Annotated in this window: 16 protein-coding genes; 9 read left to right on the forward strand and 7 right to left on the reverse strand. The window is 60.2% G+C overall.

From position 1 onward, the window contains the following. Positions 1-404 precede the first annotated feature (404 nt). The 3 genes from PR018_RS12310 (at position 405) to PR018_RS12320 (ending at position 3107) form a co-directional block, all read left to right on the forward strand. Positions 405-1298, forward strand: coding sequence for a LysR family transcriptional regulator (locus PR018_RS12310; RefSeq protein ID WP_142830482.1), 894 nt, complete (start codon positions 405-407; stop codon positions 1296-1298). Positions 1299-1389: 91 nt separating this feature from the next. Continuing rightward, positions 1390-2034 carry a DUF1007 family protein gene (locus PR018_RS12315; RefSeq protein ID WP_142830480.1) on the forward strand — a complete coding sequence of 215 codons (645 nt, stop codon included), beginning with the start codon at positions 1390-1392 and terminating at the stop codon, positions 2032-2034. After that, on the forward strand, positions 2028-3107 hold the full coding sequence (locus PR018_RS12320; protein WP_142830478.1) for a nickel/cobalt transporter: 1080 nt from the start codon (positions 2028-2030) through the stop codon (positions 3105-3107). Before PR018_RS12315 ends, PR018_RS12320 begins: the two co-directional genes overlap by 7 nt. A gap of 3 nt (positions 3108-3110) precedes the next feature. Here PR018_RS12320 and PR018_RS12325 read toward each other — a convergent pair whose 3' ends face one another. Together PR018_RS12325 and PR018_RS12330 are read right to left on the reverse strand one after the other, a co-directional pair. Continuing rightward, positions 3111-3326: a hypothetical protein gene (locus tag PR018_RS12325; protein ID WP_142830476.1), complete on the reverse strand. Its 216-nt coding sequence runs from the start codon at positions 3324-3326 to the stop codon at positions 3111-3113. A 99-nt stretch (positions 3327-3425) separates the two neighbouring features. Continuing rightward, positions 3426-4064, reverse strand: a complete 639-nt coding sequence (locus PR018_RS12330) for a 2-dehydro-3-deoxy-phosphogluconate aldolase (RefSeq protein ID WP_111218820.1) — start codon at positions 4062-4064, stop codon at positions 3426-3428. Between the two features lie 158 nt (positions 4065-4222). On the opposite strand from PR018_RS12330, the gene PR018_RS12335 reads away from it, so the two are divergent. Both PR018_RS12335 and trhO read left to right on the forward strand, forming a co-directional pair. Continuing rightward, positions 4223-4681 carry a CYTH domain-containing protein gene (locus tag PR018_RS12335; RefSeq protein ID WP_142830474.1) on the forward strand — a complete coding sequence of 153 codons (459 nt, stop codon included), beginning with the start codon at positions 4223-4225 and terminating at the stop codon, positions 4679-4681. Between the two features lie 92 nt (positions 4682-4773). Then, entirely contained in the window at positions 4774-5712 is a 939-nt protein-coding gene (gene trhO / locus PR018_RS12340) for an oxygen-dependent tRNA uridine(34) hydroxylase TrhO (RefSeq protein WP_142830472.1), read from the forward strand. Positions 5713-5751: 39 nt separating this feature from the next. Here trhO and PR018_RS12345 read toward each other — a convergent pair whose 3' ends face one another. After that, positions 5752-7971 carry a bifunctional diguanylate cyclase/phosphodiesterase gene (locus tag PR018_RS12345; RefSeq protein WP_142830470.1) on the reverse strand — a complete coding sequence of 740 codons (2220 nt, stop codon included), beginning with the start codon at positions 7969-7971 and terminating at the stop codon, positions 5752-5754. Positions 7972-8130: 159 nt separating this feature from the next. Beyond that, the gene (locus tag PR018_RS12350) at positions 8131-9504 is read right to left on the reverse strand and encodes a GH1 family beta-glucosidase (RefSeq protein WP_142830468.1); all 1374 of its coding nucleotides are present in this window, start codon (positions 9502-9504) and stop codon (positions 8131-8133) included. Positions 9505-9798: 294 nt separating this feature from the next. Here PR018_RS12350 and PR018_RS12355 point away from each other — a divergent pair, with 294 nt between their 5' ends. Further along, on the forward strand, positions 9799-11661 hold the full coding sequence (locus tag PR018_RS12355; RefSeq protein WP_142830466.1) for a heavy metal translocating P-type ATPase: 1863 nt from the start codon (positions 9799-9801) through the stop codon (positions 11659-11661). 79 nt (positions 11662-11740) lie between these two features. On the opposite strand, the gene PR018_RS12360 is transcribed toward PR018_RS12355, so the two are convergent. Further along, positions 11741-12340 carry a LysE family translocator gene (locus tag PR018_RS12360; RefSeq protein ID WP_142830464.1) on the reverse strand — a complete coding sequence of 200 codons (600 nt, stop codon included), beginning with the start codon at positions 12338-12340 and terminating at the stop codon, positions 11741-11743. A gap of 104 nt (positions 12341-12444) precedes the next feature. On the opposite strand from PR018_RS12360, the gene PR018_RS12365 reads away from it, so the two are divergent. Then, positions 12445-12891 carry an Lrp/AsnC family transcriptional regulator gene (locus tag PR018_RS12365; protein WP_142830462.1) on the forward strand — a complete coding sequence of 149 codons (447 nt, stop codon included), beginning with the start codon at positions 12445-12447 and terminating at the stop codon, positions 12889-12891. Between the two features lie 107 nt (positions 12892-12998). On the opposite strand, the gene PR018_RS12370 is transcribed toward PR018_RS12365, so the two are convergent. Both PR018_RS12370 and PR018_RS12375 read right to left on the reverse strand, forming a co-directional pair. Next, the gene (locus tag PR018_RS12370) at positions 12999-14351 is read right to left on the reverse strand and encodes an HD-GYP domain-containing protein (RefSeq protein ID WP_142830460.1); all 1353 of its coding nucleotides are present in this window, start codon (positions 14349-14351) and stop codon (positions 12999-13001) included. Between the two features lie 105 nt (positions 14352-14456). After that, positions 14457-16718, reverse strand: coding sequence for a sensor domain-containing diguanylate cyclase (locus PR018_RS12375; protein WP_161990967.1), 2262 nt, complete (start codon positions 16716-16718; stop codon positions 14457-14459). Between the two features lie 650 nt (positions 16719-17368). Here PR018_RS12375 and PR018_RS12380 point away from each other — a divergent pair. Both PR018_RS12380 and PR018_RS12385 read left to right on the forward strand, forming a co-directional pair. After that, positions 17369-18577: an FAD-binding domain-containing protein gene (locus tag PR018_RS12380; protein WP_224127940.1), complete on the forward strand. Its 1209-nt coding sequence runs from the start codon at positions 17369-17371 to the stop codon at positions 18575-18577. Positions 18578-18623: 46 nt separating this feature from the next. Beyond that, the gene (locus PR018_RS12385) at positions 18624-19937 is read left to right on the forward strand and encodes an ABC1 kinase family protein (RefSeq protein ID WP_142830456.1); all 1314 of its coding nucleotides are present in this window, start codon (positions 18624-18626) and stop codon (positions 19935-19937) included. Positions 19938-20023: the final 86 nt, after the last annotated feature.

Raw genomic sequence — 20023 nt, forward strand, 5'->3', positions numbered from 1 at the left:
CGGAAGAGAACAAAAAGGCCCGCACCGTCGTTGCTTCAGATGTCCTCGCATTTCTCGGAAGGCCGAGATAGCGACTGGAGGGGTTAATTCCAGGTACCTTACCGTATCCTCACCAATTAGAGGACCAGCGGACACCCATGGGCACGTGCGACTTTGGGCTGACCGGGAGATAAGAACATTCGTTGTAACAATCAAGAATTTTCTTGGCTAAAGGCAAAAAAAATGCGCGGCGTCAACTGGATGCCGGAAATCCTTGCTGACGAGGGCGAAAAGCCCTCCGAATGATGGAGCAAAGTGCTGGCTCCAAGACCGCCACGCTTGGCTGAGGGCATATGGTAAAACTTGACACCAACCCGGGATTCGTCATGGGTCTATCCGGTTGAAGAACAGGATTACCACGAAAAATGGACACCCTCACCCGCATACGCGCCTTCATCGATGTCGTCGAAGCCGAGGGTTTTTCGGCCGCCGCCCGCAAGACCGGGCGCTCGAAGGCGTTGCTGTCGAAATATGTGCGGGAACTCGAAGACGAACTCGGCGCGCTGCTGCTGAACCGAACCACCCGGCAATTCTCGATGACGGAAGCTGGCCACACCTATTTTCGCACCGCCTCCGATATCCTGAAAGAGATCGACAATCTCGCCGACCTCGTCCGTGAAAACAACGTCCAGCTCAAAGGGCGGCTGAAGGTCTCGGTGCCGCGCACCTTCATGGATGCGGATGTCGGCCAGTCGCTGATCGACTTTGCCAAGGAAAACCCGGATCTTTCGCTGGAGATCGCTGCAGAGGACCGCTTCGTCGACCTGATCGAGGAGGGCTTCGATGTCGCCGTCCGTGTTACGAAACTCGAGGATTCCGGCATGATCGCCCGGAAAATCTCGGATTTTCGCGTGCATATCTGCGCCACGCAGGAGTTTCTCGACCGCCATCAACCCCTCGATCATCCGAGCGACCTTTCCCGCATCCCCTTCATCATCGACACCAACAACCGTGCGCAGGGCAGCATCCGATTTTGCAACCCCGACAGCACCTGGTTCAATGTCCCCATCACCGGCCCGATGGAGGTCAACAGCCCGCATGCAACATTGCGCGCCGCGCTGGCCGGCATCGGTTTTGCCATCGTACCAGACTTTATCGCCCGCAAGAGCATCGAGAGCGGCGCACTGGTGACATTGTTCAACGACTACATACCGACAGATCGCGGCATCTACGCCGTCTACCCGCATCGGCGCTACCTGCCAGCAAAGGTACGCATCTTCGTCGACTACCTGCACAACTGGTTTCGCAAGAACGGCTAGGCTCCCTGCCACACTTGGACCGGTCCCAATTCCGTCTCATTTTTTCACGAAGTTGCACCATGAACGATGACCTGCGATGCGCCGAGGGCTCATGAATAAAACAACCCTCCTGCTCGCCGCAATGCTGTTGCTGGCGCCCGCCGCAGCATTTGCCCACCCGCATATTTTCGTGCAGGCGCGGCTTGAGGTGGTGGCCGGCGATGACGGCAACGTCAAGGAGCTTCAGAATGTCTGGCGGTTCGACGAGGTATTCTCGTCTTCGGTGCTGATGGATTTCGACAAGAACGCCAACCTGAAGCTCGACCCGGACGAACTGACTGCAGTCGGCGCCACCGTGCGCGATTCGCTTGCCGACTACGATTACTACGTGAACATGTCGTTGAACGGAAAGGCGATTAAGGTGAACAAGCCTGATGTCATTCACGTCGACTACAAGGACGGACAGTTGTTGATGTTCTTCAAGGTCTCGCCGGCAGAGCCGATGCCGATGAAGGGTAACCGACTTTCCTTCGGCATCTACGACCCGACGCTCTACACCTCGATCGACTTCCCGACAGACGGCGACCTCGTGACCATCGGAAGCACCTTCAAATCCTGCACCACGAAGGTCGTGCGCCCCGACCCGGACGAGGTTATCGCCGAGAACAAGTCATCGCTGACCGACGCCTTCTTCAACGACCCCACCGGGACGACCATGTCGAAACTGTTTGCAACACGGATCGATGCCCAATGCTGAACCGCCGCCTTGCCTTTGCGTCGCTTGCAGTTGCGCTCCTCCTCGCCGCAACCGGCCTCGCGCACGCCACCGGGTCGCCTCTCGGCATCGGCACCGCTGAACCGAGCTTCCAACCAATCGGCGGCCCTCTTGCGCCAATCTTCCTTTACGTCAACGACCAGCAACAGGCGTTTTACCGCGCCCTGACCCAATCGATCGGCGCCATGCGCAAGGATCCTTGGCAGCTCTCGACATTGATCGGATTATCCTTCGCCTACGGAATTTTCCACGCGGCCGGTCCCGGCCACGGCAAGGCGGTGATCTCGTCCTACATGGTTGCGAACGAGATCCAGTTGAAACGCGGCATCGCGATTTCCTTCGTGTCCGCCTTCGTCCAGGGCGTGGTTGCCATTGCCGTCGTTGGTGCCGCCTATTTCGTGCTGCGTGGCAGCGGCATCACCATGACCGAGGCGACCAACGCCATGGAGATCTCCTCCTTCGTGATGGTCATATTGTTCGGCTGCTGGCTGCTGTTTCGCAAATTGCGCTCAATGATGCGCGCCATGCCCGAGCGCCGCATGGAAATGGCGACCCCTGCCGGCCCTGTCAGCGTCGCGCTGTTCGACAGCGGTGCCTTCGCCCGCAACGACGCAACCGTGGCGTCTGCCGGCCAGTTTAACTGCGATGCCCCGACCCTTGGAACGGCCGGGGTGGTCTGCGAGGATTGCGGACGTGCGCACCTGCCCGATCCCTTGCTTCTGAAAGCGGAGCATTTCAGCGCGCGTGAAGCCTGGTCGGCCATTGTCGCCGTCGGCCTTCGCCCCTGCTCCGGCGCCCTGCTGGTCATGACCTTCGCAATGCTCAACGGGCTCCTGCTCGGCGGCGTGCTGTCGGTGTTCGCCATGTCGCTCGGCACGGCCATCACCGTGTCGATGCTGGCGATCATGGCAGTCACTGCCAAGGGGCTCGCGATGCGCCTTGCCGGGCCGGGATCGGCAAAGTCCACCTGGGTGGGCAACGGCATAGAGCTTCTCGGCGCCGTCTTCGTGATTGTAACGGGTATCGTCCTGCTGGGCGCGTCGCTGCAGACCTAGAGATCAGGACCGGTTGCGTCGCTGATATCTAGCCCGCAGCCAGAAGATCAGAAAAAAGCAGAGAATGACGGCGGCGCCGAAACCCGTCGCCAGCCAGGGTGAAAATTGACCGATCCACAACACGGCATCCGGCATCAGGTACAGCACCGTACCAGCGCCGAGCAGGATGATCGCTGCAGCGATTGCTGACGATTGGTCTTCCGACTTTTTATCGGTCAAGCAGCTTACCCCTTGAAGCGCCGATGGCGCGACTGCGCGTCGGGAGCCGATCGATGGCGAACTGCCGGTCCGACACGTGCCGGCAGTCTCGAACGTGTATCAGCCGCGCAGTGCCGCAGCTTCCGCCGCAAGCTTGGTGATGCCCGCCCAGTCGCCCGAAGCGATCAGTTCCTTTGGCGCCACCCAGGACCCGCCGACGCAGATGACGTTCGGCAACGACAGATAATCGCGGGCATTCTTCAGAGATACGCCGCCCGTCGGGCAGAACATCGTCCCGGCCAGCGGCGACGAAAGCGCCTTGAGATAGCCAGCACCGCCTGCCTGCTCGGCGGGGAAGAACTTCAACACCTGATAGCCCTCTTCGCGTAGCGCCATGACTTCGCTCGCGGTCGCCGCACCCGGCAGCAAGGGAACGCTCGACTGTCTCGCGACATCGAGCAACTCCTGCGTCGTGCCCGGGCTGACGATGAATTTCGAACCGGCTTCGACGGCCGCTTCCCAATGGGCGACGTTGAGGATGGTACCGGCACCAACCTCGGCGCCTTCGACTTCGTCGGCCACGGCGCGCACCGCATCCAGAGCTGCCGCCGTGCGCATGGTGATCTCGATCGCCTTCAGTCCACCGGCGACCAGGGCCCGGGCAAGCAAGACTGCCGACTTCACGTCGTCGACGATCAGCACCGGCACGACCGGTGCATATTGCAGGATGGCTAGCAGCTTTTCGGTTTTTTCACCCATCGCCGACACTCCAGAAAACGATTGAATTTCAGACTTCGATAACCCTCCTGAACATCCTTGTCGAGACAAAAGCGGGCAACCGCCCGCCCGGGTAGGAAATGCCGCAGACATCGGTTAGCCTGCCTGAAACAGGACGAGGCCGGGGGAGGCTGACACCATTGGCAAAAGAGATTGAACGCAAATTCCTGGTCCGGCACGACGGATGGCGGGATCTGGTGGCCGAAACGATCGGACTGCAACAGGCCTACATCGCCTCGATGGAGGATCGATCCGTCCGTATCAGGCTTGCCAACGGCACGCAGGCGACGCTGACAGTCAAGATCGGCAAGCGCATGACCCGCGACGAATTCGAGTATTCCATTCCCTTGGCCGATGCGGAGGAGTTGATGACGAAAGCCGTTGGCGTGCCGATTATCAAGACCCGCCACAAGGTGCCGTACAAAGGGTTTACCTGGGAAATCGACGTGTTCGACGGTGTGCATGCGGGCTTGCAGATCGCCGAGGTCGAGATGGGGCACGAGGATGACAATCCCGAGCTGCCGGATTGGCTTGGCGAAGAAGTCACCGGCCAGCACCGCTATTCCAACCAGGCACTGGCGATGCGCTCCGAAGTCTAGGATGCCCGCCCTCGACCACTGTAGAGCCAGCTTTGCCACAGGGGTCGTAAATCGACATTGCGTCAAAGGGCTCAAGGCTGTATTTCGACCACATGACCGACATCACCTCGTCCACGCCCTCAGGCGTCAGCTCCTTTCTGGTGGCAGCGCTCTATCATTTCGCCGATTTCTCGCGGTTTGCCTCCATGCGCGACCCGCTGCAGAGGCTTTGCGAGGAACAGGGCGTCAAGGGCACGCTGCTGCTCGCCCATGAAGGGATCAACGGAACCATCGCCGGCACGGACGCTGGTGTATCCACGGTTCTTGCTTTCCTGCGCGCCCTGCCGGAATTTTCCGCGCTGGAGCACAAGGAGAGCCGCGCGTCGAAGATGCCATTCGTGCGCATGAAGGTGAAGCTCAAGAAGGAAATCGTCACCATGGGCGTCGAGGACATCGACCCCAACAGCATCGTCGGCACCTACGTCGCGCCTAAAGACTGGAACAGCCTGATTTCCGACCCCGATACCATCCTGATCGACACCCGCAACGACTACGAGACGGCCATAGGCGTCTTCAAGGGCGCAATCGATCCGAAGACCAAGACCTTTCGCGAGTTTCCGGAGTGGGTTCGGCAGAACACCGGGCTGCACAACAAGCCCAAAATCGCCATGTACTGCACCGGCGGCATCCGTTGCGAAAAGGCGACGGCCTTCATGAAGCAGCAAGGCTTTAACGAGGTCTATCACCTCAAAGGCGGCATTCTCAAATATCTCGAGGAAGTGCCCGAAGAGCAGAGTCTCTGGGAGGGCGCCTGCTTCGTCTTCGACGAGCGCGTCTCTGTCGAACACGGGCTGAAGGAAGGCGAGCACAAGCTTTGCCATGCCTGCCGCACGCCGATCACTGCCGAAGAGATCACCTCGCCCTACTACGAGGCCGGCGTCTCCTGCAGCCAGTGCTACGATGTCAGAAGCGAGAGCGACCGGGAACGGTTCCGAGAACGCCAGCGCCAGATCGAGCTTGCCCGCAAGACCGGCCGCGCCCACCGCGGCTAGAGTTTCCAGCAAAAGTGCGCAAATGCGCCAGGCCGGATATCAGCCCGAAATAGCGACCCGTTGCCCGTTTTCCTCGGCATCGCGAAGCTCGGCCTGATAGCGCTTTGTAATGTCGGCGGCCGTCATTGGCTTGCCGTGGAAATATCCCTGCAACTCGTCACAGCCGAACAGCCGCACCGCGATCCCCTGCTCCTCGGTCTCGATCCCCTCGGCGGTCACCGGGATATCCAGCGAGCGGGCAAGAGCCACCGTTGCCTGCAGCATGTCGCGGGCGCTCTTGCCTTCCAGCACGCCCATGGTCAGCGATTTGTCGATCTTGATGCGGTCGAAGCCGAACTGGCGGAGATAGCCGATCGATGAGAAGCCCGATCCGAAATCGTCGAGCGCCACCTTGACGCCGAGCGCCTTCAGACGCTCGATTGCGACGCGTATTCGCTTCGGGTTCTGGATGATGTAGCCTTCGGTGATCTCCAGCGTCACGCGCTCGGGATCGATCTCCGTCTGCTTGAGCACATAGCGCACATAGTCGGCGAAGGCCGGGTTGCGGAACTGGCTCGGCGAAACATTAACGGCGATACGCATGCCTGGCCAAGCGACGGCCGCCTCACAGGCCCGCCGGAGAACCAGCAGCCCCAGCCCCTCGATAAGACCGCTGGTTTCGGCCACCGGGATAAAAACTTCAGGAGATATCGGCCCGTAGCCGGGGCGATCCCAGCGCACCAGCGCTTCGACTCCGATCATCGCATGCGTCGCCGCGTCGACCAGCGGCTGGTAGACCACACCAAGGGTTTCCCCTTCGATCGCAGCACGCAGATCGAGCTCCATGGCATTGCGACCTTCGCGATCGGTGTCCATGTCGCTGTCGTAGCACATCATGCGGGAGCGGCCTGCTTCCTTGGCCTTGTACATCGCGAGATCGGCGCGGCGCACCATTTCCTCACGACCGACGCGGCCTTCGGGAGACATGGCGATGCCGATGCTGGCGCCGACCACGATGACGCGGCGGCCGATTTCGAGCGGTTCCGAGAGGAAATCGAGCACCTGTTCGGCAAGGCCGAGGGCTGGGCCGTCATTCAGGTCTTCGCCGGGGAAGGCAACGGCAAATTCATCGCCGCCCAGCCGCGCAAGAATGGCGTTTCCCGGCACCAGGACCTTAAGCCCGGCAGCGATGGCGCGGATAAGCTGGTCGCCGGTACCATGGCCGTAGGAATCGTTGATCTCCTTGAAGCCGTCGAGATCGAGATAAAGAAGCAGCACGTTGCTGCGATCAAGCGATGCCTGCTCGATCATCTGGTCGACATGAACCCGCATGCCTTCCCTGTTTAAAAGCCCGGACAGCCGGTCCTGCAGGGCCGCCTCGCGCGCTGCTGCTTCCTCTGCCCGCAAACGCTTGTTGGCAAGCGATCCAAGCATCAGCAGCACCACGAAGAACATGCCGACCAACCCGAGGGCGCCGGCCACCAGCGGCCGCGCCTGCTGGTAGCTCATGTCGCCGGGAATGCTCGACTGCCAGACCATCTTTCCGAGCGTCCGGCCGAGCGGATCGACGACCGGGACCGCATTTGCCGACGCCGTGTCCGCTGAAACCAGATGCAGGCCGTTGATGACATAGTTATCTGCCATCGCCTTGATTTGATCGGCGTCAAGGTGGCGAATGAAAACGAGGTAACGCCGCTGGCCTACGGGCACCGGGACAGTCCCCGATTTCTGCCGGACCAGCGCCACGCCGGCAACCGCCACGCCGTTGCTGGTGTCGATAAAGCCGGCCGCTTCCGGCATTGCTCCTGCGGGCGCTGAACGGGCCGTGTCGAGCAAAGACCAGATCGCAGGGTCGAGCATGCTCTTCATAGGTTCGGTGCTGGGCTTGCCGTTCTGGTACGCGAGGACAGGCTTTCCGCTCTCATCGACAACGATCACACCGTCGAAAAGCGGGTTGTTCGCAGACATCCCCCCGAAGTTGCTTGCCACCCAATCCATGCCATCGGGCGCATAGACGAATTTCGCCGCATCGTCCCACGCCGCATAGTCGTTGAGCGTTGCTTTCAGCTGGGTCTGGAATGTCTTCAGCGCGCCAGTCGTTGTCTGGAAGGAGCGCTTCTCATCGAGCCTGTTGGAGTAATCTGCCACTCGGGCAACGGCCGTCAGAACCATCAGGGTCACGACAGCGACCACGAGCGCAAACGAAAACAGCACGGCCATCACGATCGAATGACGGTCGCGTCCAATATCCCGCTGAAACAACTTCGAAAACGCGCCCATACGGCACTCCTTAAGCGCGGAATATGCAGAACAGGTCTTCAAGAACCGTTAAGGAAATTGAGAACGCGCGTAAAGACACAGGAACAATACAACCTTTTGCTGCATTTCCCCGCACCTCTACCCTGGGACCAAGGGGTTAGCATCCCTTGGCGTCGGTGATCAGGTCGCGGTATGGTTGCCTTTTGGAAACAGCGCCGCCAGTTCGGAATACCATTTTCCGCTGCTCTTGACGGTGCGCACCTGCGTCTCGTAATCGACATGGACCAGGCCGAAGCGCATGCGATAGCCCTCCGCCCATTCGAAGTTATCCATCAGGCTCCAGGCGAAGTAGCCACGCATCGGATATCCGTCCTTGATGAGATCAGCGACGATATTGAGATGGTCGATGTAATAGTCGAGCCGCGGCTGATCGTCGACCACACCGTCCACGACGCCCATGTTATAGGCGGCCCCGTTCTCGGTGATGTAGCATTCCGGCATCTCGTAGCGCCGATAGAGGTCCTCGATCAGCAGCTTCAGGCCGGGTGCGTAGACTTCCCAGCCGATATCCGTCTTGACGTCGCTGACCGGCGGCGCCTCTTTCGTCCAGGGAAAGTCGCCCGATTTCTCCGCATCGTCGAAGACACGATCCGGCTTGTAGTAGTTGATGCCGACCCAATCGAGCTTTTGATTGATCAGCGCCATGTCGCCATCGGCAATCTCGGGCATGCGATCGCCCAGCGCTGCCAGGAAGGCCTCCGGATACTGGCCCTTGAAGACCGGATCGAAGAAGGCCCCATTGTGGAACTCGTGCGCCCGCTCTACAGCCGCATGATCGGCCGCACCGTCCGAGCCTGAGATGATCGACGCGGCGTTGAGCACCAGCCCGACCGGCACCTTCGGCGCCTCGGAGCGGATCGCCTCCACGCCGAGCCCGTGGGCGAGATTGATATGGTGCATGGCCGCAAGCGCCGCTTCCATGTTTCGTTCGCCCGGCGCATGGATGCCCCAGAGATGGCTGAGCCAGACGATGCACCAGGGCTCGTTGAATGTAGCGACCGAATCCAGCCGGTCTCCGAGTCGTGCCATAACCGTCTTGGCATAGCGCTGGTATGCATAGGCCGTCGAGCGCGCCGTCCAGCCGCCGTCACCCATCAGCGAAAGCGGCAGATCCCAGTGATAAAGCGTCGCGAAGGTCTTGATGCCGCGTGCCTTGCAGCCGTCGACCAGCCGGTCGTAGAAATCCAGCCCCTTCTCGTTGATCGGCCCGGTGCCTTCCGGCACGATGCGCGGCCAGGCGATCGAGAAGCGATAGGCCTCAACGCCCATCTCCTTGATAAGATCGAGATCCTCGTCCAGCCGGTTGTAGTGATCGCAAGCGACATCGCCGTTGTCGCGCTGGAAAACTCTGCCCGGCATGTTGCAGAACGCGTCCCAGATCGACGCCTTGCGTCCATCGGTCCTGGTGGCACCCTCGATCTGGAAAGCGGCCGTCGCCACGCCGAAGGTAAAGTCACCGGGAAACCGCGCGGCCATCGTTTTTGGATCGATCATGGAATGTCTCGTTTTCTTGAACTGATGGTGGACGATTTAGACCGGCAACTACCCGATTGTACAGATGATGAATGTCAAAACTGCAACGTTGCAGACAAGCCCCGCGCGTCCACCTGAAATCCGGCCTTCCATGACCGCATCGGTTGCCCATCGGTATCGCACCCCTCAATTGATGTCGGTCAATCCGCGCGCCCCAACGGTGGGTTACCTTGACGCCTCTTGCGCTAACCGGGCCTGGAGGGATCGAGGCCTCAAACTGCGGTTCTGAGCCTCCAATGGGAACGAGAGATGTCCATGACCGCTGAGAGAACAGACCGTTTGAAGACCACGCTGCTCCTCGTGGCGATGTTCACACTCGCACTCGGGCTGCTTCTTTACGTCCTAGATCACCCGGATGCTGCAAGGCTTGCATGGCAGGTCGGCGTCGTCCCGGTTCTGGCGGCATTGATCTTCGAAATCGCGCGCAGCGTCTGGCGTGGCGAAGTGGGCCTCGACATCGTGGCCGCATTGTCCATGACCGCAGCGCTTCTCTTCGGTGAGACGCTCGCCGCAGCGGTGGTCGCCGTCATGTATTCCGGCGGCACATTTCTGGAAAGCTTCGCGGAAGGCCGCGCCCGGCGTGAGATGAGCGCGCTGCTCGCCCGTGTCCCCAGAACCGCGACGCGTTATGCCAACGGTGGTCTGGCAGACGTTGCGCTGGAGATCATCGAACCCGGCGACCTGCTTTTGATCCACCAGGGCGGGATCGTGCCTGCAGATGGCGACATCGAAAGCCCGCAGGCGATCCTCGATAAGTCGGCCCTGACAGGCGAGTCGATGCCGGTGCGGCTGGACAAGGGCCAGGAGGCGATGAGCGGATCGACCAATGCCGGGGAAGCATTCGACCTGCGCGTGCGGCATCGCGCCGCCGACAGCACCTATGCAGGCATCGTGCGCCTGGTCGAGGCCGCGCAGGCATCCAAGGCCCCGATGGCGAGGCTGGCCGACCGCTATTCGCTGTGGTTCCTGCTGGTGACGATCGCGCTGTCTGCAGCCGCATGGTGGTTCACCGGCGATCCCATTCGCGCAGTGGCTGTCCTTGTCGTGGCGACCCCCTGCCCGCTGATCCTTGCCGTCCCGGTGGCTTTGGTGGCCGGTCTTTCCCGTGCAGCCCATTTCGGCGTTCTCATCAAGGGCGCAAAGCCGCTGGAAGCCCTGGCGCGGATCAGCACCTTGATTCTCGACAAGACCGGAACCCTGACGGACGGGCGCCCGCAAATCGTTTCGATCGAGGCGCACAACGGAATGTCGGACGGTGAGATCCTGTATTTCGCGGCCGCACTCGAGCAGGCCTCGAAACACCCCATGGCACAGGCCATCGTTGCAGCGGCGCGTCGCCAGAGCGTGGTGCTGCCATTGCCGGAAAACGTCGTCGAGCGCCCCGGTGAAGGCGTCATCGGAACGATCTCCGGCCGCCAGGTATCGGTGGGAGGCATCGCATTCGTCAGCAAACAGGCCGGCGTGGTGTCCGCAGCCAGTCCGATCATGGACGTCGGGACGGTCGTTGTCGCTCTCTCCGTCGACAACAGGATCGCAGGCTACATCACCATGGCGGATGCATTGCGCACGGGAACCGTCGAACTCATTGCCAACCTGCGCCTGCTTGGCATCAAGCGGATTTTGCTGGCCACCGGAGATCGGCGTGCGGTGGCGGAAACGGTGACCAAGAACCTTGGCCTCGACGCCGTCAGATCAGACCTGACGCCCGACCAGAAAGTCCTTCTGGTGCTGACCGAGCGCAAGAACGGGTCGGTGATGATGGTGGGTGATGGGGTCAACGATGCCCCGGCATTGGCCGCCGCCGACATCGGCGTTGCCATGGGCGCCCGCGGAGCCGCCGCCTCGGCTGAAGCCGCCGATATCGTGCTTCTTGTCGATCACCTGGATCGCCTGCTGCCCGGCATCGAAATTGCCAAAAGCTCCCGGCGTATCGCCATGGAAAGCGTCATCGCGGGCATCGCCATGTCGGTTATCGGAATGATCGCCGCAGCACTGGGTTACTTGACACCTGTGCAGGGAGCCGTGCTCCAGGAACTCATCGATGTCGCGGTGATCCTGAATTCGCTCAGAGCCCTGCGGATCACCCCCAGGATCGCGCCCGTCACGGCAGAGGATTGATTACAGGCTGCGCCGCCGGACTATCCTTTTCGGGCACGGACGGACTGCCTGCGAGCTTCTCATGCTTGTCAAACCTGACCTACTTACCCAATCCGAGGATCGGGTAAAGCGAGGCTACGAGCAAGAGAGCCATGACTATGTTGAATGCCCTTAGGCGCGCGGAGTTCGACAACCATTGCCGGATCACCGTTCCGAGCCATGCCCATACCGATATCGCCGGAAAGCAGACGAGGGCGAAGGCGATTGCCACGACAAAAACCGAAACCAGGGAGCATTCCGGAGCATACAGCGTGATCGCCGAGAGCCCCATGGCCCATGCCTTCGGGTTTACCCACTGAAAGCCAGCGGCTTGAAGGAATGTCATCGGGCGGCCCTTGGAAGCACGCTGTTCGACGGATGCAGAGGTCGCTATCTTGTATGCCAGCCACAACAAATAGGCAATCGACACCACTTTGAGCGCGCCGTACATCATCGGTAAGATGTCGAAAAGCGCCATCAGGCCAACGCCCAGCAGAAGCGTCATGATCGAGACGCCTGCCACAATTCCGAGCATGTGAGGCAGCGTTCGGCGAAATCCAAAATTTGCCCCCGACGCCATCAGCATGAGGTTGTTTGGGCCCGGCGTTACCGTTGTGACGAAGGCAAAGCCCAGCAAGGCGACGATCACCGTGAAATTCATCCAATTGCCTCCTCTAATTTTCCTTCGCAATAATAAGGGGAGACGGCTGCAATTAATCGTCTAATATGCGTTGAACACCAACTTCAACGCAATGAATGATGACGATGGATCAGATAGACGACAGTATATTGCGAGAGCTGCGACGGGATGGACGCATCACAAACGTCCAGCTTGCGGAACGGGTTAACCTTTCCCCTTCGGCCTGCCTGCGTCGCGTCCAAGAGCTTGAGCGGACGGGCGTCATCCGGGGCTACCGCGCGGTCACGGATCCTGTGCGTCTGGGTCGCGGCTTCACGGTCTATGTCATGGTAGGCTTGTCATCGCACACCAAGGCGGCACTTGAGGGCTTTGAGCGCGCCATGTCGATCGCACCCGAGGTCGTTGAGTGCCACAATATAGCTGGCGCATTCGAATATCTGCTGCGCGTGGAAACCGGCGATCTTGCCGACTTCAAACGATTTCACACGGATGTCCTGGGGACGAGATCGTACCTCAGCTCCATCACTTCCCTGATTGTCATGGACTCACCGAAGGACGAGCGCGCAGTCTGACATCATGACGCCTGACTGAGCCTTCGGATCGCCGGCGGAACGCTCCTTCGGTTTTCGCTCCGGAGGAACAGCTGCCGCAAGTCCGGCACTAGGGGAAAGCTACCCGTCTAAACGGCCTGCGCCAGAACGGTTTTGGAGAGGGCACGCTGCAGGGCTTCGATGCAAATCGGATCGTGCGATTGCCCTGCGCCTTCCCAGAGGATCGACATCGCCTTTGTAACGGACATCGCGGGCCTGTATGGCCGATCTGCGGTCAGCGCGTCGAACACGTCAGCCGTCGAGACGATCCGCACTTCCATCGGGATATCCTCTGCGTGCAAGCCACGGGGATAGCCCTTGCCGTCCAGTCTTTCATGATGCGCGCCACCGACGACCGCCGCTGCTGAAAAGGCACCGATGTTCGAGAGAATTTTCTCGGACAGCTCGGCGTGGCGCTTCATCTGCGTCCATTCCTTTTCATCCAGCTTGCCGGGCTTGTCGAGGACGCTGTTGCTGACGCCGAGCTTGCCGATATCGTGAAGCAAGGCGGCGCGTTTCAGCAACCGGCGCCCGACGAGATCGAGGCCCATCTCTTCGGCAATCAGATCTGTAAACAACGCGACGCGATCGCTATGGCCCGAGGTGAAAGGGCTCTTGGCGTCGATCACCCTGGCAAAGCCGGCTGCGATATCATCCAGATAGTCCTCGTCTGCCATGATCAGCTGCTGGCCGGGTTCCAACGCCAGAACGAATTCCTCGACGTCGTCGGCGTTCAGGGCCTCCCAGAAGCCTTCTGTCTGGGCGACGCGGGAGAACGCGTCGATCAACGACGGATCGAACCAGCGGCCTTTGCGCAGGCGAATTTCCTTCAACGCATTCTGTGGCCCACCGCTGCGCTGGAAGACATCGATCACTTGGGCCAGCAAGGCTATGCGAGAGAAGAGCGGGATGTCCTCGCCGGCCAGGCCCTCCGGTTTGCCGCCACCGTTCCAGTGCTCGTCGAGCCCCATGATGCCGTGTGCCACGCTCTCCGAGAAGCGCATCTGCCGGGCAATTTCGGCCCCACGCTGACAGCGGGTCTGGATGAGTTCGGTGGAAAAGTCCCCGCCGTTCTGAAGGACATGGACAATGCTGCGAAAGCGTTCCGCGAGGCCTGCCTGCATGCCGGTGTGACCGATGACGAAACGCAGCATCTGGCCGAGACTGCTGTCCACCAGTTTGAAGTCGCGCTTGAAGCTCAGGTCATCGGCGAGATAAAGCTCGCATATCCGGGCCGCATTGCTGCTGCAGCCGAGATCTTTCAGGAGCAGCGTATAGTAGAGGTCCTGGAGCTCGCTGTCGCCCAGACCGATTTCGCGGCCTATCAGAGTACCTATGTAGCAGCAGCGGATGCAGTGCCCCGGAGGCTGTCCTTCCGTCATATCGAGCGCCTGGCTGAGAGCCTCTATAATTTCTGCCAAACGAATGTTGATGCCGGCCATCGGATCAGTCTCCTCCGGGCCGCAGATTAGCAAAGGAAAATTGACAAAAATTGAACCCGGCGCCAGCGCCATGTGTTGCGGCACTCTCCCGCTCCCACCTGGACGTCATGGGGCAAGGGTGATCGTCGCTTCGTTCGCTGGTTTCAGTTTGTGATCCGCGTCGGGTTGCAGCATGTCGGTAATACGGTCGGCCGCCAATGCTCCGCTGACGAAGAACCCCTGGCCGCTATCGCAGTGGATCGACCGCAGGAATTCCAGCTGATCTTCTGTTTCGATGCCCTCTGCCACCACTTTCATTCCGAGAGTGTGTCCAAGCTCGACGATGGCGTTGACGATTGCGGTATTCTGCAGCTTCTTGCCGAGCCCAGCGACAAACGACTGGTCGATTTTCAAAGTGTCGATGGGAAAATCGCGGAGATGGGTCAGCGAGGCATAACCAGTGCCGAAGTCATCAAGCGACACGTGCACTCCGGCTTCGCGCAACTCGGTCAGCAGGCGCCCTACCAGCTTCGGGTCGTCCCCCCAGAAGACCGTCTCCGTCACCTCCACCTCGAAGCTTGACCGGGGAATTTTCATTCCGTCGATTTTTCTGATCAGGGAGCTCGCAAAATCGGGATCCTGAAAACTGTATTCACAGGCGTTGAAGCTGATCGTGCCGGGATCGATCCCCATGGCCCGCCATCGGACGATGTCGCTGACGATGCCATCCAGTATGTGTCTGGTTATCGTCTTGGAACTGGTCGGATCCGCAAAGGCCGGCCAGAAATCCGAGGGCCCGCTGATCGTTCCGTCCTCATTCTCGATGCGAGCCAGCGCTTCGAAGCCATAGACGGACAGATCGTCGAGCCGGAATTTTGGCTGGTAGTAGGGTACAATGCGGTTTGCAGCAGCCGCGCTGCGCACCTTCTCCAGTGCCATGCGACGTGTGTCGAAGATCGTCGCGATTTCCGGGCCGAAGAAGCCGATGCTGCCACGGCCGGAGCGCTTGATCTTGTAGAGCGCCATATCCGCACATCTCAGCAATTGGTCCGGTGTGTTAGCGTCGTCCGGAAAGCAGGCAATACCGATCGACGCGGAGACGTGGATCGCTTCGCTCTGAAACCGGATCGGCGATTTCACCTGGGACATGACCTCTTCTGCAAGCGTACGCAGGTCGTCCGTCGCGATCGGTCGTTCCAGGACCAGCGCGAATTCGTCACCGCCGAGCCGGGCAACGAAAGAGCTCTCGCCAGCCACCAACTGCAGCCGCTTTGCGATCCTGGCAATGACCTCGTCTCCGGCCTGGTGACCGAGCGTGTCGTTGACTTCCTTGAAGCTGTCGAGATCGATCAGCAGAAGCCCGACTTTCTGGCTTTCATGCCGGGCCTTCGTCAGCCGCTCCGCCAGGTCTTTTTGAAACCAGTGCCGGTTTGCAAGACCGCTCAGGTGATCGACGTGGGCACTATGCCAGAGCGTGCGCTCTGCATCGTGCCGTTCGGTGATGTCCTGGAAGATGCCGATGATATGGGCGGGCACCCCGTTTTCCATCTCGACATCGCCGCTGCAGCGAATGCGGCGCTTGCGACCGCGTGCCGTTATGAAATTTGCCTCGACCGCAAAGGCACTGCCCAGCTTTACCGCCTCTTCGACTGCGTGCCTGACACGTGTGCGGTCCGGCTCGGGATAAAACTTGAGCCCGTCTTCGAGCGTCACCGTCTCGCCGTCCTCGAGTTCATGGAGAATACGGATCTGATCGGACCAGATGACGGCGTTCGTCGCTATATCGATGCGCCATGCGCCGATGGCAGCCATTCTCTCGACCTGCGTCAGCAGCGCTTCGCGGCGACTTGCCTCCCTGGATTGACGATGGGCTTCGGCGGTCGCCGCCTGGGACGTAACAAGATGACGGTGCGCCAGTAAGAGGCCTTCGACAGCACGCCCCAGACGGACAAGCTGCTGGATTTGCTGTTCGCTCGGCTCCCTGGGGTCCTTGTCGATAACGCAGAGCGCCCCGAGACAAAGTTCGCCATCGAGCGAGAGAGGCACACCGGCGTAGAACCGGATATGATTGTCGCCCGTGACCAGCGGGTTGTCTTTGAAGCGAAGGTCCTTCGACGCGTCGTGAACGACAAGCGGCGCATTCTCTTTGATCGTGTAGTCGCAGAACGCGATGCTGCGGGACGTGCCATCGAAATCGATGCCACATTTAGCCTTGAACCACTGGCGGTCCTCCGCCATCAGCGATATCACCGAAGTCGCACAGCCGAAGATAGTCGCTGCGACTTCGACAATCGCGTCGAAAGCAGCGGTTGGTGCCGTCCCGATGATCTGCAGATCCTGAAGGGCCGCTATGCGCCTCGTTTCTTCCACTATGCTTCGCTGAACCATCGCGACGCTCCTCATTCGATAGTCCTTCGGATCAATATTGGGGGTCTGGATGTATTTGCAGGCGCAGTAACGGCATCCCTGCCATCATATGCAGTATCTCTAAAAAATTCATTTCGAAGGCCCCTAAGTCAAAATAGGCATTTTCGATGTATTTTGACAGGGATTTTGAAGACGAACGCGACCTTCGTCCCTACAGATATTTCCTGTGTGGCTAATGACCGGTTTCTTTTGGAGCTTAGTTGATGATTGTCGCGAGACTGAGTTGGCAGGGGCACTCTAGAAACTGTCTTTGGAAAATCCAAAATTTAATAATTAAAACAACATTCGTTTGCTTGAAATTGAGTTCCACATCGGGGTCGGAAATTCATTTGAATTTGCACTGCTAACGCGGCACGAAAATAAAATACCGCAGTCTGGCAACCCAAAAATCTCCAACGTATTTCCCGCAGACTTGCATGAGAAGAATTTAACCTTCTTTCGCGGCGGGTCAAAAACCTGGCATCCGGCTTTACTGGCGAACCAACACTGTTTCTGTCCAAAAGATCACAAGCCCAGGCCCTGCCGGCGTGGGCCGACACACCGATCACGCCTGATCCGATTGCCATTTCCCGGCGTACCGCAACCCAAGAAATTGAGTAAGGAAATCTGTCTTGGCCGCCGCTGAAGCATCGATCAATGAGCTGTCGTTTCCGCTGACGCGCACTGCCGCGTTGCAGCGCCTGCGCGAATTTGTACCCGATGCCGGCGCAAGCTATGCCCGCCTGAGAAATTTCGACCACGGGCCAGGTGGCCACGTGAATGTCTCACGCCTGTCAGCCGCGCTTCGGCGACGCCTGATCGGCGAGGACGAGGTCGTCCGCGCCGTCTTGGCAATGCATGGACCCACAACATCAGAAAAGTTTATCAGCGAGGTCTTCTGGCGAACCTACTGGAAAGGATGGCTGGAACAGCGGCCGACCGTCTGGACCGGTTACCTGCAATCGCTGGACCGGGCGCGCGAGCACCTCGATGCCGATACGGCTCGGGCGCGGCGCTTCGCAGATGCCTGCGCTGGCCACACTGGAATAGACTGTTTCGACGCCTGGGCAGCAGAGCTGGATGCCACCGGCTATCTCCACAACTGGGCGCGGATGCAGTTCGCATCGATCTGGGTCTTTACCCTCGGCCTGCCATGGGAACTCGGAGCAGCCTTCATGCTGGACCGCCTGATTGATGCAGATCCGGCATCGAATACCCTGTCGTGGCGTTGGGTGGCGGGACTTCATACCGCAGGAAAAGCCTATCTGGCCGATGCCGAAAGGATCCGCACAATGACCAGCGGCCGGTTCGCGCCCCGCAGGCTCGCCCAACACGCCAGCATAACTGCCGACACCGTCTCGGTTCCGCCCGCCTCGCAGCCCAGAATTTCGCAAACGCCCGACAACACCTCACCTACCCTGCTGCTGGTCACCATCGAGGATCTGTCGCTCGAAACCTTGCCGGCCTTCGACACCCTCAACGTCAAAGCCATCGCCTTTCTGTCGGAGGACGACGCTGCCGATCGCACGTCGCTGGAAGATGCCTTCGCGCGCCTTGGGTTGCGCTGGCCCGACGCGGTCGTGCTGGGAGCACTCGGTCCCACTGCGTTTCACGACGCGAAAGCATCGGGATGCCGCCAGGTTGCGACCGGGTTTGCGCCCGTCGGCCCGACAGCGGATCGGTTGCAACGTCTTCAGAGGCAAGCCCTCGACGAAGGGCTTTCGTTTGCCGAAAATCTCCGCCCCTGGGATCGTCGCGCCTGGCCGCATTGTCGCAAGGGCTTCTTCGGGTTGAAAGAAAGGATCCCCGAACTCCTCAAAGCCGCAGGCCACCAAGCATGACGCGGCAGCGTAGCGTCACAGTGCTCAGTTTACGGAGACATTTCCGATGAAAGACCGTTTTCGCCCCGTGCCCCAGAGCCGTCTTGGCCGTCTGGCGGCCCTTGGCCAGATCGCCGGCGGCGTTGCCACGGGGATGCTGGGCGAAGGCTTGCGCCGTCTGGCAGACGGCGAGCGACCGCATCTGAGCGACCTGCTTTTAACCCCCTCAAACGCCTTGAAGGTTACCGAGCAGCTGTCGCGCATGCGCGGTGCAGCGATGAAGCTCGGCCAGATGTTGTCGCTCGATGCGGGAGACATGCTGCCCCCGGAATTGACCGCAATCCTCGCCCAGCTGCGCAACGACGCCCACTTCATGCCCACATACCAATTGGAACGCGCACTCTCGGCGGCATGGGGACCGGGCTGGCGACGACACTTCGCGGAGTTCGACACGCGGCCTATCGCAGCCGCCTCCATCGGCCAGGTCCACCGCGCCCGCCTCGTCTCCGGACGCGAACTGGCGATCAAGGTCCAGTATCCCGGCATCGCAAAAAGCATCGACGGCGACATCGACAATGTCGCCACCCTCTTGCGGATCTCGGGCCTCGTGCCCGCCGGTCTCGACATCGCGCCTCTGCTTGCCGAAGCCAGGCGCCAATTGCACGAGGAGGCAGATTACCTGCGCGAAGCGGCACAGATGCGCCGCTATGGCGAACATCTCAAGGGGGACGGTAGATTTGCGCTGCCCGAGCCTTTCGAGGAGCTTCTGAGACCCAACGTCCTGCCAATGGATTTCGTGGCCGGGGTCCCGATAGAAAGCCTGGCAAATGCCTCCCAGATGCAGCGAAACGCCGGCAGCGAAGCGCTGTTTGACCTCCTGCTGCAGGAACTGTTCTCGTTCGGGCTCATGCAGACCGACCCGAACTTCGCCAACTATCGCTGGCAGCCCGATAGCGATCGGATTGTCCTCCTCGATTTCGGCGCCACGCGCGTCGTCGAGCCGGAAACCGCCGAGGGCTACCGCGATCTGCTGCGCGCAGGCATCGCTGGCGACGCGGACCGTGTCCGCAATGCGCTGGTGGCGATGGGGTTCGTGTCGGAGGCGCAGATAGCCCGTCACCGCGTGGCGATCGATGCGATGATCGGCATCGGCTTGGAGCACGCGCATACGAGCAAGGATGGCCTTTTCGATTTCGCCGATCGGCAGTTTGTCACCGCCATAAGGGAGCTGGCCGCACCGGTGGTTGCCGATCGAGCCAGCTGGCGCCTGCCGCCGCCCGACAAGCTCTTCCTGCAGCGCAAGATCAGCGGGATGGTTCTGCTGTTCACCCGGCTGCAGGCGCGCCTGCCGCTCTTGGAAAAACTCGCTGCCTATACCTGATCGAAAGCTTCGCTCACGCGCTACCGCGCACCTATCCGCGCTCCATCCCCTTGCTTCATCAATCAATATACATTATACTTAAATGT

Source organism: Rhizobium rhododendri, from assembly GCF_007000325.2.
GTDB lineage: Bacteria > Pseudomonadota > Alphaproteobacteria > Rhizobiales > Rhizobiaceae > Rhizobium > Rhizobium rhododendri.

Bases quoted from the DNA above. Each gene is read 5' to 3' on its own strand.
- PR018_RS12310 (WP_142830482.1), top strand. From the start codon at position 405: ATGGACACCCTCACCCGCATACGCGCCTTCATCGATGTCGTCGAAGCC.
- trhO (WP_142830472.1), top strand. From the start codon at position 4,774: ATGACCGACATCACCTCGTCCACGCCCTCAGGCGTCAGCTCCTTTCTG.
- PR018_RS12385 (WP_142830456.1), top strand. From the start codon at position 18,624: ATGAAAGACCGTTTTCGCCCCGTGCCCCAGAGCCGTCTTGGCCGTCTG.
- PR018_RS12350 (WP_142830468.1), bottom strand. From the start codon at position 9,504: ATGATCGATCCAAAAACGATGGCCGCGCGGTTTCCCGGTGACTTTACC.
- PR018_RS12375 (WP_161990967.1), bottom strand. From the start codon at position 16,718: ATGGTTCAGCGAAGCATAGTGGAAGAAACGAGGCGCATAGCGGCCCTT.
- PR018_RS12330 (WP_111218820.1), bottom strand. From the start codon at position 4,064: ATGGGTGAAAAAACCGAAAAGCTGCTAGCCATCCTGCAATATGCACCG.
- PR018_RS12370 (WP_142830460.1), bottom strand. From the start codon at position 14,351: ATGGCCGGCATCAACATTCGTTTGGCAGAAATTATAGAGGCTCTCAGC.
- PR018_RS12345 (WP_142830470.1), bottom strand. From the start codon at position 7,971: ATGGGCGCGTTTTCGAAGTTGTTTCAGCGGGATATTGGACGCGACCGT.
- PR018_RS12320 (WP_142830478.1), top strand. From the start codon at position 2,028: ATGCTGAACCGCCGCCTTGCCTTTGCGTCGCTTGCAGTTGCGCTCCTC.
- PR018_RS12365 (WP_142830462.1), top strand. From the start codon at position 12,445: ATGGATCAGATAGACGACAGTATATTGCGAGAGCTGCGACGGGATGGA.
- PR018_RS12360 (WP_142830464.1), bottom strand. From the start codon at position 12,340: ATGAATTTCACGGTGATCGTCGCCTTGCTGGGCTTTGCCTTCGTCACA.
- PR018_RS12315 (WP_142830480.1), top strand. From the start codon at position 1,390: ATGAATAAAACAACCCTCCTGCTCGCCGCAATGCTGTTGCTGGCGCCC.
- PR018_RS12355 (WP_142830466.1), top strand. From the start codon at position 9,799: ATGACCGCTGAGAGAACAGACCGTTTGAAGACCACGCTGCTCCTCGTG.